The following is a 16,289-nucleotide window of genomic DNA, read 5'->3' on the forward strand; positions in this document are numbered from 1 at the left end:
ACTAAGATTTTGCCCAAGCGGCGAGATCAGCAAACAAAAAAATCGACTATTTTATGTAATTTTCCAAAATAGCGGATTTTTTATCCAATATACCTTACAGTTTTGTTAAAAATCCTAGAAGCCCGAAACTAGGTTCATTTTTTCGATTTTTCATCTTTCCCCGTAAAAAAGGCCCGAACTGAATTCACCGAATCTTTCACGCTGCCAACCACCTTTTCTACGTTATCCGATGCAGCCGATCCGACCATTCCACCTACCAAGGTACCAACCGGACCTGCAAGAAGTACAGTGCCTGCATAAACGGAAGCCATCCAAACAGGATCAATGTAAGCGACATTTCTTCCCATAATACCACGATAAAGAATTGGAAGTTTCACTGCTTTGCCCACTGCTCCAGGAAGAGATACTGTAAATTTCATATCGATTTTTCCATTGGTTTGATATACCCCTCCCCCCGTTGCAGAAAGGCCTTCTCCTTTCATGGAAAAATCAGTTAAGGTCGCTTTTTGTTTGTACAAATCCAATCCACCGGTGATGGATTCAAAGGAAGTACTTTCTTTTGAAGTCAGATTAAAATTTAAAATTTGGCCGATCGTAGCTACCGGTTTGATAAAATTTGCATAACCTAACAATTTACCTTGAGTGACATGAAACTTTGTTTTTACATCCAGTGAGTTTTTGATAGTTGCCGAATCACCTAACTTACATTTAACGGTGAAATCGGAATTCAATCTACCTTTTATGTATTTATCATCGGTCATCCTGTCGATGGCAGGCTCCAGGCTGACTCTTGAGACTTTTCCTTTCAACTGGAGAGTGGGTATAGGAGTAGCGAACGAGACATTTCCTTCCGTTCTGATTTGTCCTCCGTAAAGAGAGGCCTCTGTCGGGTACAATATCATCTGACTTGGGTTATACTCCAAATTTCCTATCAAACTCGATATCAAGTGCCCGTTTATATTTAAATTTTTAAAATCGAATTTCAGATTTGCAAATAGAGGAATCGGATCTTCTTTTTTCAGGACAACTGGAGACTCCTTTTCCCGTATCAGTTTGAATTTATCCGGCTGGAATTTCGCAAAACTATCTTTGAAAAACAGAACCTTTCTTAAATCGAAAAAATCCGAATTTACGGAAAAGTCCAATTTCCTTTCTTTTTCCCGCAGAAGAACATTCCCCTCCACACCCAAATGAGCGAATTTTCCAAGATCCATAAAAAACGAATTCACTTGGATTTTCCCATTCTCTTTGGAAAAATCCGATTGCAGACTTAAAAACAAATCCCCGATGAAAGTCGTTTTTCTTTTGACTCCTTCCAAAGAAAACCTAACTATGCTTAGGTGAATTTGATCCGAGTTTTCTTTCTTCAGTGCCAAACCCAGATTCAATTTCGATTCTGAAAAATCCGCATCGGGAAATACGGACAAAAGATCCTGAAACTGGGAAAGTTTCGCATCATTCCAATGGATTTCCGTCTCAGTCCGTAATGATTCGTAAGACCATTCGTTTGCAGTTAAATAGGTTTTGGTTTCCAAAATAAATTCGGTCTGATTGATTTCGGACTTCAAACTCAAATCAATCGAACGATCATCGTCGTCCGTTTCAATGAAAAAGTCCCGAATCAGAATCGTTTGTTTGGAATTCGTAGGAAGATCATTCAAAATAAATTCCAAGTCATTAATCCTGATATAGGAAGGAATCAAAGATAGAATCGATTCCGGATCATCCTTCACTGGTTCTTCTTTTTCTTCGTTTTTATTTTGCAATTTTCCTAAAACGGGAAACTTGCCTTCGTTATCTCTTGTTAGTTGAATTTTACCCTTGTCTACGGAAACGGAACTGATTTTGAATTCCTTTTGCAGCAAAGCGAAAAAATTCGGTTGAAGACGAATGGATTCTACATAGGCCAACGGTTGACCTTGGTCCGATATTTCCAGATTTTGAATCTTGATTCCGGGGAAAGGAAAAACAAAAGATCCTATTTCCGAGTATTTTACATCCAGGTTAACAAACTTACGAACGTTATCCGAAACCGAATCTTTGACCGTTTTCGTATCCAAAATCTGTTTGAGCCCGAGAAATAATGCAAAGATAAGGAAACCGAGTCCCAGAAAAAAGTAAGCGAAGTATTTTAAAAATTTTTGCCACATAAAAGTCTCTAAAGTAGGGATATAAATCTATACCATGCTCTCTCTCGATCGAAAATAAAACAAAGCCATTAGTATTCCGAAAAACAAGTCAAAGATCACACCACCGAGAAGCAGTAAACTACCCTCTCCCAGATATATCATTATGATCCAGGATATGCTTGCGCTTAATTTTCCGATAGCACCCAGAAGAGCAATCGGTCTGAATCGAATCGGGTCCAGACTTAAAAACCAGTAACCGATTCCCATGGCGAAAACAATGATCCAAAAATTAATATGATAAAATTGAAGCAGTCGATTAGATTCACTGACTCCGTAAAAAAGTTCCAGATAAAGAGGGGTTCCGAAAACGGCAGCAACCCCTCCGATGATATTGATCACAGCCGTGACCTTGAATAAATTCTGATAAAGTACAATATTCATAGAAAACAAAAACTATAGGAAAAGAAAGGGAACGTATAGCGTTTTTTCTTATTTCTCCAATTCCTTTCCTTCAAAAGGAATCTTGGTTTTTTGAATGTCCAAAAGAGGACCAAGCTCATATACGTTTTTGTATCCGTAAGCTTTTAAGGAAGTGTAAGTAGATAAATTCAATGAGGCGGCGGGAGCTTTGGCTGCGAAGGATTCCGGACTACCTTCGAAATTATTATTACAATAGATCAGAATTTTCGTATCTTTATTTGGAATCAGTTTGGCAAGGCTGTCCTCGGTGAATTCCGTAAACGGCAAATTGAAAGCGCCTTTGATGTGGCGGAGTTGGTATCGATTTTCACTACGGGCATCAAGTAGTACGGTTTGATCTTCTGCCATCATCTCCAAAAATTTATCTTCTGTTAATCGTTTGTTTTCCCGTTCTTCCGAAGATTCCACAACGATTTTTTGAAATCCGTTATAATCGATCAATCGGTTGGGAATGGGGTTGGATTGTTTTTTTATAGGTTTCTTTTTTGAGACTGCAAACGCGGAATCCATAACCAAAAGTAGAGAAAATAGCAAAATCCAAAATTTCATACTACCCCCAGAAAAAACTATCTTTCTTTTAGTCTAGATTAGACTTATTAAAATCAAAAATCAAGAAATTTCAAAAATAAACGGAAAGTAGGAACTAAAAAATCCTGATCTAAGAAACGGTGGACTTTCCAAGCTAAGAAAAAAATGATTTAGGAAGATAGGATTTAGATAAAATCAAAGATGCCTCACAAAGAAACCAATCCCGTCAAAGACTTCGTATCCCAAAACAACCTATTACCTTCTCTTTCCGTATTCCGTTATAGCGGAAAAGCTTTGAACCTGGTATGGACCACGAGTAAAAAACTCACTTTCGCCATTGCCATCTTTACTATATTAGGCGGGATTCTTCCGGCGATCATAGCTTATCTCGGCAAACTGATCGTTGACAATGTCGTTCTTTCTTCCACGAGCGGACTTGTGATCGGAAATAGCTGGGAACAAAGTTATTCTTCCTTGCGTTACGTAGCTTTGGAAGCCTGCGCCATCACCATCTTTGCCGCCTGTCAAAAAGGCCAAGTCGTTAGCCAATCCCTTTTACGTGTAAAACTGGGACAAAGAGTGAACGAAATGATCCTGGAAAAAGCACTTACACTGGATCTGACTCATTTCGAAGATTCAGAGTTTTACGATAAAATGAGCCAAGCCCGCTCGGAAGCATCCAGTCGCCCGCTATCTTTAATTAGTCGGACATTCGGACTGATACAATCCGGATTGATATTATTTTCATTTATCGGATTATTACTTCAACTTTCCGTATGGGCCGTGTTTATTCTGATCATTGCGGCGATTCCTTCGTTCATTGCGGAAACGAAATTTTCCGCACATGCATTCAGATTGTTTCGTTGGAGATCTCCCGAAACTCGCGAACAAAACTATTTGGAGACACTTCTTGCCCGGGAAGACTATGCAAAGGAAGTGCAATTGTACCAATTGGGAGACATGTTACTTTCCAGATATCGTGAAATTTTCGTTAGGTTGTATAAAGAAGATAGAAACTTAAGTTTGCAGAAAGGTCTTTGGGGATATATACTGGGACTTTTTAGTACCGCCGCTTTTTACATTGCCTATGCCTGGATCGTGATAGAAACCATTTCAGGAAAGATCACATTAGGTGAGATGACCATGTATCTGGTCGTATTCCGGCAAGGACAGTCCACTTTCTCGGCAGCACTTACATCCATCGGAGGTATGTATGAAGATAACCTTTATCTTGCCAACCTCTATGAATTTTTGGAACAGCCGATTCACAAATCAAACGGATCTTTGAAAAAGGGAATCCATCAGGAAGGAATTGTTTTTGAAAATGTTACGTTTGTATATCCGGGTAGTAAGGAACCCGTTTTGAAAAACATTTCACTGCATCTGAAACACGGGGAGAAACTTGCGATCGTAGGAAAAAACGGATCCGGTAAAACCACACTCATCAAACTGCTTACCAGACTTTATACCCCTACTTCCGGCAGGATTTTGTTAGACGGTGTGAACCTGAACGATTGGGAGGTGGATGTTCTCAGAAAAAGAATCGGAGTGATTTTTCAAAATTTCGTTCAATACCAATTTACCGTCGGGGAAAATATCGGAGTAGGAGATATAGAATCCATAGAAGACGAATCCGAATGGGAAATTGCATCCGAAAAAGGAATGGCAAAGCAGTTTATCCAGAATCTTCCGGAGAGGTTCGGGACAAGACTTGGCAAATGGTTTAAAACAGGTCAGGAACTTTCGGGAGGCCAATGGCAGAAGATCGCACTCTCCCGCGCTTTTATGCGAAAAAAAGCAGACATACTCGTGTTAGATGAGCCTACTGCGGCAATGGATGCGGAGGCCGAGATGAATATATTCAACCATTTTCGTTCCCTAACGGAAAACAAAATGGTAGTTCTGATCTCCCATCGTTTTTCCACGGTTCGAATGGCCGATAAAATCATAGTCATCGAAGAAGGAGAAATCCTGGAACAAGGAAGTCATGAAGAACTTTTGAAAAAAAACGGAAGGTACGCTCATTTGTTTTCCTTACAGGCGGCAGGCTACAAATAGTTTTTTTAAGCTTGCCCCCTCTACCCCGTTCCAATTTCCTAAAAGACATGGGACAATTGACCGCAACTTTCAAAACGAACAAAGGCGATATCAAAATCAATCTATTCGCAGATAAAACACCGAACACAGTAGCCAATTTTGTAAACCTCGCAAAAAGAGGATTTTATAACGGCCTCAAATTTCACAGAGTCATAGAAGATTTTATGATCCAAGGTGGCTGCCCTCTGGGAACTGGAACCGGCGGACCGGGTTATAAATTCAGAGATGAATTTGTTGCCGACCTAAAACACAACAAACCGGGAATTTTATCCATGGCAAACGCAGGCCCGAATACAAACGGAAGTCAGTTTTTCATCACTCATGTACCTACAAATTGGTTGGATGGAAAACATACAGTATTCGGAGCGGTAGTAGGAGAAGAGGACCAAAAGGTTGTGAATAGCATCCAAATGGGAGATCGTATTGAAGCTCTCATTATAGACGGAGACACTACATCTGTTTTCGAAATCGCCAAACCTCACTTAGACGAATGGAATACGATCTTAGATCAAAGAAAGACTTAAAAGCAAAACCCTTACTTTGGAAACTCGAAGTAAGGGTTACCGGCTATTTTTACTTAGTTGTAAGTATAATTCGGCACTTCAGGAGGAGCAAATGTCTTCCCGCTCTCTCATACAATTAAAGGAAAATGCGGAACGACTCCGAGAAGAAGGAAATTCGGAACTAGCCTTTCAAACGATGACGGAATATTTGAAACAGGTTCATCCTTCTTTCACGCAAGCGTCTCATCTTTTTCTAGCGGAAATTCATTTCGAGAACAGAAGATACGAGGATGCACTGAACGAATGTAATATCTCAATCTCTCTAATGAACAATTTTATTCCCGCATTGGAACTTCGTTCCAGAATTTTCGAAACCATGTCTGATTTAGTGAAAGCGGAATTAGACAGAGAAAAGATTCAGAATATCAGAAAAATAGAACAATCCAAATGGGATGATCCCAATCACTATTATCATTATAAATAAGAATCCATCTCTTCCGCCATATCCGCACGGCGTTTCATGATTTTCTTAAAAAACTAAAACCTAACTTCTGGTTCCGCCGTCCACTCGGTAGACGGAGCCAGTGATAAAGCTGGACTCATCGGAAGCAAGAAAGGCGATTAAATTTGCCACTTCCGCAGGTTTTCCCAATCTTCCCATAGGAATATTTTTCTGCATAGCCTCGATTCCTCTTTCTCCTGCTACATGTAAGATTGCAGTTTCCGTCCAACCGGGACAAACCGCGTTGATCCTGACACCGAACCTCGCCACTTCCAAAGCACCTGTTGTCGATAGCTCGACTACTCCCGCTTTGGCGACACAATAAGGGCCGAGAGACGGAGACGCACCAAGTCCCGCAATGGATGCAACATTGATGATGGAACCGCCCTTTCTGTCGGCAAGCATATGCTTGGTGGCATACTTCTGACACCAAAAAACACTCGTTAAATCCATTAAGATCAATTGATTCCAGATTTCTGTGGAAACTTTATGCATAAACACGGGTTTGTTGGCAATTCCCGCATTATTGACCATAATGTCCAAACGTCTGCCTTCGGATTTTGCAAAGTCAAGTAAGGAAACGATCTCCCCTTCCTGAGTTACATCGCATTTGATAAAAACCGCCTTTCCACCTTCTTTTTGAATTTCGGAGACTACATTGTTCCCTTCCGTTTCATTGATATCGGAAACAATTACGAAAGCCCCCTTCCGAGCCAAAAGTAAGGAAGTTTCTTTTCCGATTCCGAGAGCGGCACCGGTGACTACTGCGGTTTTACCAAAGAGATTTTGATCCATGAAGGAAGATTTTTTGCCCTTACGGCTTTAGGGCAAGAAGAAAGTTTAAAGCATCACATACCCGAGAAAATGCTTGCTTTTCGGAAAATCTTTTCCGATCGTTTTCCTATGGAACGAAAAGAAGAAAAAATTCAAAACCAAGTGAAACAAATCAAAATTGTTTCCAGGCTCTCTTTTGCACAAAGAGCAACTAAAGTAAAACCTTCTGGCAAACTGTACACCAGGAAGGGAAAAAAATCCCTTCCTGAAACTCTTCCTACTTCACCATTCCTAAGTCTACATACGCTCCATCATTCATAATCACAAAATTTCTAGTTTCCAAATCCAGTTTTTTCTCTCCGTCAAATCTTATCACCTGCATAGCACCCATTCCATAACCCATCGGGCCGCGACTATAATAATGCGCTTCCAGACGATAAGGGAAGGCCTTCGGATTTATTATGCGAAAACATTCCGGTCCGTAACCTCCCGTTAGATCTGCATACAACTCACCGCCTGATTCCAATTCCTTTTTGCTGTAAAATGCGTGATTGCCGAACTTATCATAAATATGAAAATCGACATCATTTGCATCCGTTTCCCAAACTAGTATGAATCGGATCTCTTTTTTCAGATTCTTAGGTTTTATTTTCGTATCCATTTCATTAGGTGGTTCAATGACAGTGACTCCCGAATTTTTCGCAATCGTATGAATCAAATCCAAATCATCGTAAAAAATATCATGTACATTTTGAAATCGGGAAGGGAATTGCCTGTTCAATCCTTTCAGAAGAACGGAATGAGCATCCTTCCATAAATTCAATTTCAAATACGATATTGCTAATAGATGATATGTGCTAGGATGATCCGGTCGGTTTTTCAGAGAGATTTCAAACGTATCGATCGCATCTTTATAATTTCCGATCGCCAGTAGTTTTTCACCCGCCCATCTTCTTATATCCGCTCTTTGCGGAAAATAATCAATCAAAGAAGTGTAAGCGCGAGTTGCATTATTCAGATCATTCAGTGCATAATAAGAATCACCTAATGCAAGTAAGGCAAGAATGTCTTCCGGAGTTTTTCTTCTCCATTCCCAAGCAAATTCCAGGGCTTTCCCGTTTTCACCATTCCTTAACAATTTATAAAATTGTTTCAAATTACCGGTATGAGGATCTATTTTCTCCCGTTTTTCAGGAGTTTCCCGGGGAGGTTCGGGAGATACAGAATTGGATTCGACCCGAAAGTTATTTCTTTCCGGCAACCGATCCGATTGTCGGACAGGAGGCGGTGCATCGGAAACCTCTTCCCTTACATCGTTCGAAGATGTTTCGGAAGGAATATTTTCCGTGTTAGATGATGATTCGTCGTCGGAGCGATCCGTATCGGCAGGAGCGCCGGAAACCATTTTAGCATCTTCCTTTTCCTCTCTTTCCCTACCGTTTCTTTTGGGTTTGGAAACCTTTTCTCTGTCTTTTGATTTTTCCAGTTTTCGTTTTTCCACATTCTGCGGATCCAAAAACACGTAATTTGCGGACTGCTTTCGATTGATCACTTCCAATCCACCGATGCCGATGGTAAGTATATCCGCCAAAGAATTTCTGGTGATTTGAAACCGATCATAATCTTCTTCCGTTTCCAAAACGAGAAAGGAAGTCAAGGGACACTGAACTCTATGGGCAATGGAAAGCTCCCTTGCTTGCAAACTCAATCCTTTGGCAGTATCTTCATTCTCTTCCTTACCGGATAACTCGAGTAGTCGATTGATCCTTGCCGCAGTCACTTCCCGTTCGAATAAAACCGGTTCGGTAATAACAGTATGAAAGCCTGTTATTTTTTTTCCGTTGAATAAAATCGAGTCTTGCGGTTTGGAATCCTCGGATTTCAACTCACCGAATAAGGTAATCGAATCACCCGGTTGCAAAGAAGAGATATCCCCCGTAAAAATCCATTTTCCATCGGAAACACTTACCACAGGATTTAGGAAAACTTTCCGGGTTAATCTTTTTGCAACATTCGAAAGATCATCACTTAACAGAGTCAAAACGCCTGTTTCTTTTCCCAAAGAAAGAAGTGCCTGAATCATACCTGTGTCTTTGTAAGAACCGGGAACTGCAAAATCCAATCGGGAAATCCATTTTTCTTTTTTCAGGATTTTCACTATTTCCGATTTTTGGATTTCACCGGCCGTTGCAACACCGTCGCTTACGACAAGTAATCTTCCATCTCTAATATCGATTTCCTTGTCGATTCCGGATATCGCCAAACCTATATTACTTGATCCTAAAGGAAGAACTTCCTTTAACTTTTGAATTCCTTTTTTCCCCGTTCCGTAAAATTTAAGAGAAGTATCAAACCCGAATAGGTGCAACTCCTTGGGATTCAGATCGGAAAGCAGCTTTTCTAATCGTACAATCGTTACCGAATATTGTATTGCTGATGATGCCGAAGTATCTACAAGCACTACCAACTTTTCAACAGGAATTGTCTCGGCCTTATCTTGGGGAATGGGAACAAACTCGGCTGCAAATAAATTCCCCTTCCTAGAGATAAGATTTCCCTTGATCTTATGCTCAAAACGAAGATCCTCCGTAGGTTTGAAATTTTTCTTTTGCAGAGAAATGATCTTTCTAGTGCTGTTTTTGAGATCGGAAGTCTCCGTCAAAAAACCGTTTTTATCACCAAACTCCTGTTCATCAAAAATAACTCTGGTTTGAAAATGATCGGTCTCCGGAAGTCCCTTGAGAGGGAGAACGTATACAGGGGGAAAAGAGGACAATGTAGTGGAATAAGATATAATGATTTTTTTTTCGGATTTGGCAGTGATTGGAAATACCCTGGCACTGAATTCATTTCCCGCATCGGATTCGAGAAGAGCCGGATCTTGCCTTCTGTGTAAAAAATCCTCATATACACGCGTAGCCTTCTCTTTTTCCACAACCTCCCCTTCCTGCCAATTATTTCCTATCATCATCGCAAATCGCGCCAAATGCGCATTATCCGGCAAGACGATTCTAAACCTTCCCTCTCTTTGTCTGTCTTCCGGATTATAAAAACTCAATTTAATTTCAGTGAATGCGAAAAAGCCGTCCAGCACCGTATTTGATTCGTAACTTTTTAAAACAAGCCCCGCTCCGTCGCTTGTAGTGAGAGAAACCGGAGACTCAGGTGATTCGGATGGTTCCCTGTTTTTCGCTCCCCCAAAGAGAAATACGGCTAATAAAAGAATAAATAGAACTTTTGATTTTTTGAATTTGGAAAGAAATTTCATGTTTCTTCCTCCGAAACTTTTAGACAGTCAGTATCGTAGAAAAAGAATATGGTGTCTTTATTTTAATTTAGTTTTAGGAAATATCGTTTCGTTCGAATACCTCTATTCTGCTTCAATTTCCAAAACGTAATTAGATGATGATCCCAATAACTTTCCATTATTTGTACATTGTGATACTCCTCCCGAAGAAGGACTTGAAACGGAATACAAGTAAGTTTGATTTGGTCTAATTATTTTTTTGGGCTCTTCCACTGAAACGAGCTGAGTGATCGTATTGGCCGCTAATTCACTCATATACACAGCAAGAGGTGTTGTTACATATTGGCATGAAGAATCGTAATAACTTGAACTTCCTGGTATGGTAGTTATTTTATATGCCTTTGAATAATCGTCAAATTTTACACGTACAGTTGCTCTTATGTTTCCGCAGATTTTGTATCTACCGCTTGATGGTATCGTGATAGTAGGAAAGTCCGCTCCTTTGGAAGCTACCATATTATAATTGCATAACCCGTCTAAAAAAACGTATAAAAGCAAAACATTTCCGAGATCCTTATTCGTTAAAGGGTCATCGTTTTTTTTGTTACAAAAACATAAAAATAGTAAAATAAGCAGAAAGGCTGTTATATTTTTAATCAAATTCATCATTTCTTTCAGAATGAAAGCTACATGGATAAGGTCAATTTTATATATTAACAACTAGCAGGAATTTTGTGAGAAAATTAACAAATAAAAACGAAGTAGTACTTTATAAATTTCAAAAATACACAGAAAAGCCTCCTTTCTCATGTTGCCCATGGGAAAAGAGGCCAATAGTTTAAGGCAACTCTTGCCTTCTTACGCTCTTATGTATTCTGTAAGAGTCGTAATACGGTATTACCTCTGAGTCCTGCTTGCGCTAGCATCGCCGTACCGCTTTGCACCAGAATTTGCTTCGTGGTAAACGCAACCATTTCCTCAGCCATATCCGCGTCCCGGATCCTGGATTCAGATGCTTGCATATTTTCATATGCATTCATGAGACCTTTAGCTGAACTTTCGAGTCTATTTTGGTAGGCTCCCATGTTCGAACGTTGTTTCATGATCTTATCCAAGGCGAAATCCGCTAAAGCAATCGCTGCATCCGCTTTACCAGGGGTCGATAGAGAGAGTTCTCCCTTCGACACTTTTAAAGCTTTTGAAGTCATGGTTCCTATGAAGAAACGCTCTCTTTGTCCTGCGTTTGCTCCCATGTGAAACCACATCGACGCTTTTTTAGATCCACGAGCGAAATCACCTTCAAAGAGTTTAAACTTGTTAAACTCAGCTTGAGAAGCGATTCGATCGATCTCGTCCACCAATGCAGATACTTCTACCTGCACGAGTTGCCTGTCCTCCGGTGTGTAGATTCCGTTCGAAGTCTGGATCGCAAGGGTCCGGATTCTTTGGATAATTTCAGCAGACTGCTCCAGAAACCCTTCCGCAGTCTGGATGAAGCTAAGCCCATCCTCCGTATTCCTTTCGGCCTGACGCAAACCTCGGATTTGAGTCCTTAGTTTTTCCGAAACAGCTAGTCCCGAAGCATCGTCACCGGCCTGGTTGATCCTTTGGCCAGAAGACAATGTCCTCATCGACTTATCTACGTCCCATTGTGTAAACTTGAGAGAGCGATGTGATTGAATCGCACTCAGGTTGTGATTGATAATCATTGGCTTACACTCCTTTGTGTATTACCAAGCACCTTGCAGCACTTAGCCGGACAATCCCTGTCCGGTGTCAAGGAAGAGCTTTCGGATTGCCACCTGGCAGGGGAAAGCCGGCTGATTATCTATAACAACTTCTGAAATTTACCCAATTCTTAAGGTTAAAAAAAACGGCCAAGCCTTACTCGCGTAAGGCTTTAGCCTTCTCTTTAACGAAGAAGAGAAAGAACCCCTTGTGGTCGGACGTTCGCTTGAGCAAGCATCGCAGTTCCGGATTGTACTAAAATCTGGTTCTTTGTGAAAGCTACGGTCTCTTCTGCCATATCCGCATCCCTGATTCTGGATTCAGAAGCTTGGGTGTTTTCATACGCGTTCATCAAACCTTTTGCGGCATGTTCTAAACGGTTGAAGTAAGCACCTAAGTTTGCTCTCTGTTTGCCGATCTTTTGAAGGGCATCATCCAGTTTCCCGATTGCTTCGTTAGCATCTTCTGCAGTAGAAAGAGTCAAAGGTCCACCGGTCTGAGGTCTCAGGTTAAGAGCTTTTGCAGTCATCGTAGCGATGAATACTCTTTCTCTTTGGTGTTGGTTGGCACCGATGTGAAACCACATAGATGCGGCCTTTGATCCACGAGCAAAATCACCCATAAGCAAATTCATTTTATTGAATTCCGCTTGAGAAGCAATACGGTCCACCTCATCGATGAGCTGTGATACTTCTACTTGGATCATTTGTCTGTCTTCTGCCGAATAGATCCCGTTGGAGGATTGAATCGCCAACACACGCACCCTTTGGATGATGTCGTTGGTTTCTTGGAGATAACCTTCAGTCGTTTGAATGAAGGACATTCCGTCCTCTGTGTTTCTTTCTGCTTGTCTAAGACCACTCACTTGCGTTCTCATTTTTTCAGAAACAGCTAGTCCTGATGCATCGTCACCTGCTCGGTTGATTCGCATTCCGGAAGAAAGTTTTTCCATATTCTTGGCAACTTCCTCGTTTTGAAACTTGAGTACGCGATGGGAGTTAATCGCGGCTAAATTGTGATTTATGATCATTGGTTTCCTCCTTGAAACATGATCGAAAAACAGGAGGAAATCCCTTCCCTCCTGGGTTTTTGTGTCTGGTTTTTAAGCCCTGTCGGTGCCTAAATCTATTTGTTCCTTTTGTATGTCGGTGATTGGGTAGGAGAAATTAATCCGAAGATTTCGGCATGTTTTTAGAGGTATTTGGCCATTTTTAGCAAAATTGATTCGTTTTTGCCTACTTTAGCGTTTTATTTTTTTTCAAAAAAAAATTAAAAAATTCCTAATAGGAGGATCGGAAAAATCCAAATTTCCATGAGTAGAATTTTCGGTTTTCCATAAATTTTGAAATAATCTCCACCGATCTGGTACGGAAAAAATCATAGGTTTCAAGTTTTTTGCTAAAGTAAGCGATGCGATAGCCCTGATTCACAGAGAGGAACATCTCACCTACTTTCGGGGACCCATGACCATTAGGGCGAGTCCCCGAAATCCGATCTTCCTTCTTCCATTTAATCCCTATTTGTTGAAAGCAATGTTCAATCTTTCGGGGTCAGGCTACTGCGGGGTGTCCGTCGCATGTGCGACCGCGTTCCGCGCCCTTCGTATCCTTCTCGCGGAGGAGTTGTAGATCTAACTTTATATAGGTGGCAAGCAAGGGGGAAATGAAGGGAGTCAACGGTATAAGATCCCCGCCCTATTCAGACTGGGTGGGGTTAACCACCCGCCACCCAATGGGTTCCATCTAACACATATTTATCGAATTGACAATTCCTAATTACATTTCCTTTAAAATTCTTAGAATAAGTTCGCCTTTTTGCCCTTTACTTTCGGCCCCTCAGCCTGTATTCCCAAGAAGACCGCCTAATCCCGAGTAATTTTGCCGTTTGTGTTTTGTTTCCTCCCAAAACAGGTACAGCCTTGGCCGAACGAACCTTCGTTGTTTCTTTGCGATTTCATAACATCCTTCGAAGAAGGACCAACGTTAACGCAGGAACTCGTAAAGAACCAATCAATACTTCCCTCGGTTTGCATTTTCCGGATTGTGATGGTTCAAATAATGTAAAATACGCGAAGATCGAACACGGAGGGGGAAGGATCTACGGGAGGAACCTGTCCTTAAAAATTGTTAGGTTGTCTCCGGCCTTCCGAAAAATAAAAAAATATAAGAATCATCGAATATTACTGCAATTTATCGGAAATTTATTGACTCTTTTTGTAGGAAGAAGAATGAAAATCTCGTCCAAAACTCCAAAACAAAGGGTGAACCTCACCCATCGAAAGGAGTGGAATGAAATGGTAGAATTGCGGGGGAAGTTCATTTTTTTGACCTGTTCTCTTATGGGTTTGTACAAAACAAAACAGGAAGAAGCGGACCAGATTGTGAAAGAAAAAACAGGAAAAGGATTCAAGGACCTTGACCCGGAAGGATGGTATGATCTGGAAATCTATCGTGCCGTTGTGGAAAAATACAGAGAGGCATCCATATCCAAAGACCGTGCTTACACTACCTTGGGCCAGAAAATATATCCGACGGTTCACGCAACAGTAGGTTTGCCGAAACATCTGTTGGAAAGTCCTCTTGAGTTTTTAAAATTCGAAGCGGAAGGATATTTGGAAAATGTTCGCGGAGATGGAATCATTCCTAGAAAATTTCTGAAAGTTGAGGAAGGAGAAGTCATCGTGCAGGCAATTAATCCGGACATCATTGATAAAACTGTGGAAGGTGTCTTTATGGGAATCATGGACCTTTGCCAAGTTAAAAACTATAAAGTTGAAAAGTTAGAGGACTCTACTTACAGAATCACCTGGTCGAAATAAATCCTGTCTTTACATAGTTCATCCGATTGGAATGTCCCGGTCGGACGTTTTGTATCAACCGATGATTTTCTTTACCTTACTTGCCAACGAGGAAGGGAATTCATTTTCCAAATTTTCCTTTTTTACCCATTTACAATCCACTTCTCCTCGCATAACAGACACTAAAGATTCAGATTCTTTCCCGGAAAGAACTTCCTTATGTACCCAAAATTGAAATTTATGATGAGTGATCGTATGGGAAAAAGAACGGGGCAGTTTAATCAAAGATTTTCGATCCGACAAATTTCTGATGACTTCGGAAGATTGGTATTCCCCGGAAGGAAGTTCCCCTTCAAAATAATAAGGCAAAACATACATACCTTTTAGAAAGCGTGGTTTCTTTTCCTTGATAAGTAGAATCTCTTCCCCGTTTTCAATCCAGAGAAAGTGGCCGGTCAAACTTAACTTTTTATCTTCTTTGGTTCGAAGAGGGATCCGATCCAAAAGATTTTTGATGAGCCCCTTACAATCCGATTGCAAAGGACACAGAAGGCATTTCGGATTTTCGGGAAGACATATCGTAGCGCCCAATTCCATCATCGCCTGGTTGTGATCACCGGGAAAATCCCGGTATAGAAAATTATCAGCTAACGCTTGTAAATCCTTATCGGCACCGCTTCCCAGAATGTTTTTTTCATAAATAAATAGGCGGGCGAGTACCCTCTTCACATTCCCGTCTAGTACTGCATGTTTCAGGTCATAAGCGATGGAAAGAATCGCGCGCGCAGTGTAGGGGCCGATTCCCGGAACTTTTAGAACTTCCTCCAGGTCTTTTGGGAAACTTCCGTTGAAATTTTGTTCCAGGTAAATGGCAGCTTTTCTTAAATTGCGGGCCCTGGTATAGTATCCTAATCCCTTCCAAGCGCTCAAAACATCTTCTTCGCTGGAACGTGCCAAATCTTCCACAGTAGGAAACCTGGACATGAAATTTTCATATAAGGGCAGCATGGCTGCAACCCTGGTTTGTTGGAGCATTACCTCGGAAACCCAGATGGAATAGGCTTGTTTCTTTTTACGAAAAGGGAGATCTCTTTGGTTTAGCAAAAACCAAGAACGAAGTTTTTCTTGCGGGGTCAAATTTCCGTGTCTTGAATCGTGTAACGAAGGTATGTATTACAAGTAGCTTCTTCCGTATAACGAACCAAATCGTAATCCAATCGGGAGGACCGGAAAAACCGGGAATGCATCAGCCTTTCCCGAATCTCTTGGCGGATATGATCGCGGGCTTCCGTTCTTTTGGAATAAAAGGCTGGAGAGAGAATTTCGCTCTTATAAGACAAGCTGCCTTCTCTGTAGATGGCCACTGTCACCTGCACTCTGTATTTCCTACGTAAACCTGTTTTTAATTCCGCGCTCATCTCTTTTCTTTCGGGGACTTAACCCCTAAGATCATTTTCGACCCTTACGGATTCGGAATTGATGGCTGAAATGAAAATTCGAACTG

At 41.1% G+C, this 16,289-nt stretch carries 15 protein-coding genes; 4 read left to right on the forward strand and 11 right to left on the reverse strand.

Features of this window, described 5'->3' with window-relative positions; translation table 11 throughout:
* Positions 1 to 134 precede the first annotated feature (134 nt).
* From DI077_RS11495 to DI077_RS11505, 3 genes are read right to left on the reverse strand one after another with little or no spacing between them, the layout of a single operon-like run.
* Positions 135 to 2,150: an AsmA family protein gene (locus DI077_RS11495; RefSeq protein WP_109019248.1), complete on the reverse strand. Its 2,016-nt coding sequence runs from the start codon at positions 2,148 to 2,150 to the stop codon at positions 135 to 137.
* Positions 2,151 to 2,177: 27 nt separating this feature from the next.
* Positions 2,178 to 2,570 (reverse strand): hypothetical protein, encoded by a 393-nt coding sequence (locus DI077_RS11500; protein WP_135354850.1) that lies wholly within the window; start codon positions 2,568 to 2,570, stop codon positions 2,178 to 2,180.
* Positions 2,571 to 2,618: 48 nt separating this feature from the next.
* The gene (locus tag DI077_RS11505) at positions 2,619 to 3,119 is read right to left on the reverse strand and encodes a rhodanese-like domain-containing protein (protein ID WP_242935440.1); all 501 of its coding nucleotides are present in this window, start codon (positions 3,117 to 3,119) and stop codon (positions 2,619 to 2,621) included.
* Between the two features lie 219 nt (positions 3,120 to 3,338).
* Here DI077_RS11505 and DI077_RS11510 point away from each other — a divergent pair, with 219 nt between their 5' ends.
* The 3 genes from DI077_RS11510 to DI077_RS11520 all read left to right on the forward strand — a co-directional run bounded on the left by DI077_RS11510 (position 3,339) and on the right by DI077_RS11520 (position 6,221).
* Entirely contained in the window at positions 3,339 to 5,195 is a 1,857-nt protein-coding gene (locus DI077_RS11510) for an ABC transporter ATP-binding protein (protein WP_109019245.1), read from the forward strand.
* 47 nt (positions 5,196 to 5,242) lie between these two features.
* The gene (locus DI077_RS11515) at positions 5,243 to 5,758 is read left to right on the forward strand and encodes a peptidylprolyl isomerase (RefSeq protein ID WP_109019244.1); all 516 of its coding nucleotides are present in this window, start codon (positions 5,243 to 5,245) and stop codon (positions 5,756 to 5,758) included.
* 91 nt (positions 5,759 to 5,849) lie between these two features.
* Positions 5,850 to 6,221 (forward strand): tetratricopeptide repeat protein, encoded by a 372-nt coding sequence (locus DI077_RS11520; RefSeq protein ID WP_109019243.1) that lies wholly within the window; start codon positions 5,850 to 5,852, stop codon positions 6,219 to 6,221.
* A gap of 60 nt (positions 6,222 to 6,281) precedes the next feature.
* Here DI077_RS11520 and DI077_RS11525 read toward each other — a convergent pair whose 3' ends face one another.
* The 6 genes from DI077_RS11525 to DI077_RS19880 all read right to left on the reverse strand — a co-directional run bounded on the left by DI077_RS11525 (position 6,282) and on the right by DI077_RS19880 (position 13,893).
* Entirely contained in the window at positions 6,282 to 7,034 is a 753-nt protein-coding gene (locus DI077_RS11525; RefSeq protein ID WP_109019242.1) for an SDR family NAD(P)-dependent oxidoreductase, read from the reverse strand.
* Between the two features lie 256 nt (positions 7,035 to 7,290).
* The gene (locus DI077_RS11530) at positions 7,291 to 10,281 is read right to left on the reverse strand and encodes a VIT domain-containing protein (RefSeq protein WP_109019240.1); all 2,991 of its coding nucleotides are present in this window, start codon (positions 10,279 to 10,281) and stop codon (positions 7,291 to 7,293) included.
* 102 nt (positions 10,282 to 10,383) lie between these two features.
* A complete protein-coding gene (locus DI077_RS11535; RefSeq protein ID WP_135354848.1) occupies positions 10,384 to 10,920 on the reverse strand; it encodes a hypothetical protein in 537 nt (178 codons plus the stop codon).
* A gap of 206 nt (positions 10,921 to 11,126) precedes the next feature.
* Positions 11,127 to 11,969 (reverse strand): flagellin N-terminal helical domain-containing protein, encoded by an 843-nt coding sequence (locus tag DI077_RS11540; RefSeq protein WP_109019238.1) that lies wholly within the window; start codon positions 11,967 to 11,969, stop codon positions 11,127 to 11,129.
* 203 nt (positions 11,970 to 12,172) lie between these two features.
* Complete coding sequence (locus DI077_RS11545) at positions 12,173 to 13,018, reverse strand: flagellin N-terminal helical domain-containing protein (RefSeq protein WP_109019237.1); 846 nt, start codon at positions 13,016 to 13,018, stop codon at positions 12,173 to 12,175.
* A gap of 791 nt (positions 13,019 to 13,809) precedes the next feature.
* On the reverse strand, positions 13,810 to 13,893 hold the full coding sequence (locus DI077_RS19880) for a helix-turn-helix domain-containing protein (protein WP_109019236.1): 84 nt from the start codon (positions 13,891 to 13,893) through the stop codon (positions 13,810 to 13,812).
* A gap of 322 nt (positions 13,894 to 14,215) precedes the next feature.
* On the opposite strand from DI077_RS19880, the gene DI077_RS11550 reads away from it, so the two are divergent.
* The gene (locus tag DI077_RS11550) at positions 14,216 to 14,806 is read left to right on the forward strand and encodes a hypothetical protein (RefSeq protein WP_135354847.1); all 591 of its coding nucleotides are present in this window, start codon (positions 14,216 to 14,218) and stop codon (positions 14,804 to 14,806) included.
* A gap of 54 nt (positions 14,807 to 14,860) precedes the next feature.
* Here the strand turns inward: DI077_RS11550 and mutY are convergent, their stop codons facing one another.
* Positions 14,861 to 15,922, reverse strand: a complete 1,062-nt coding sequence (gene mutY / locus DI077_RS11555; RefSeq protein WP_109019234.1) for an A/G-specific adenine glycosylase — start codon at positions 15,920 to 15,922, stop codon at positions 14,861 to 14,863.
* A complete protein-coding gene (locus DI077_RS11560; RefSeq protein WP_109019233.1) occupies positions 15,919 to 16,203 on the reverse strand; it encodes a hypothetical protein in 285 nt (94 codons plus the stop codon). The genes mutY and DI077_RS11560 overlap by 4 nt, the downstream gene beginning before the upstream one ends.
* Positions 16,204 to 16,289: the final 86 nt, after the last annotated feature.

Origin of the sequence: Leptospira kobayashii (assembly GCF_003114835.2) — a bacterium.
In the GTDB taxonomy this organism is placed as follows: domain Bacteria; phylum Spirochaetota; class Leptospiria; order Leptospirales; family Leptospiraceae; genus Leptospira_A; species Leptospira_A kobayashii.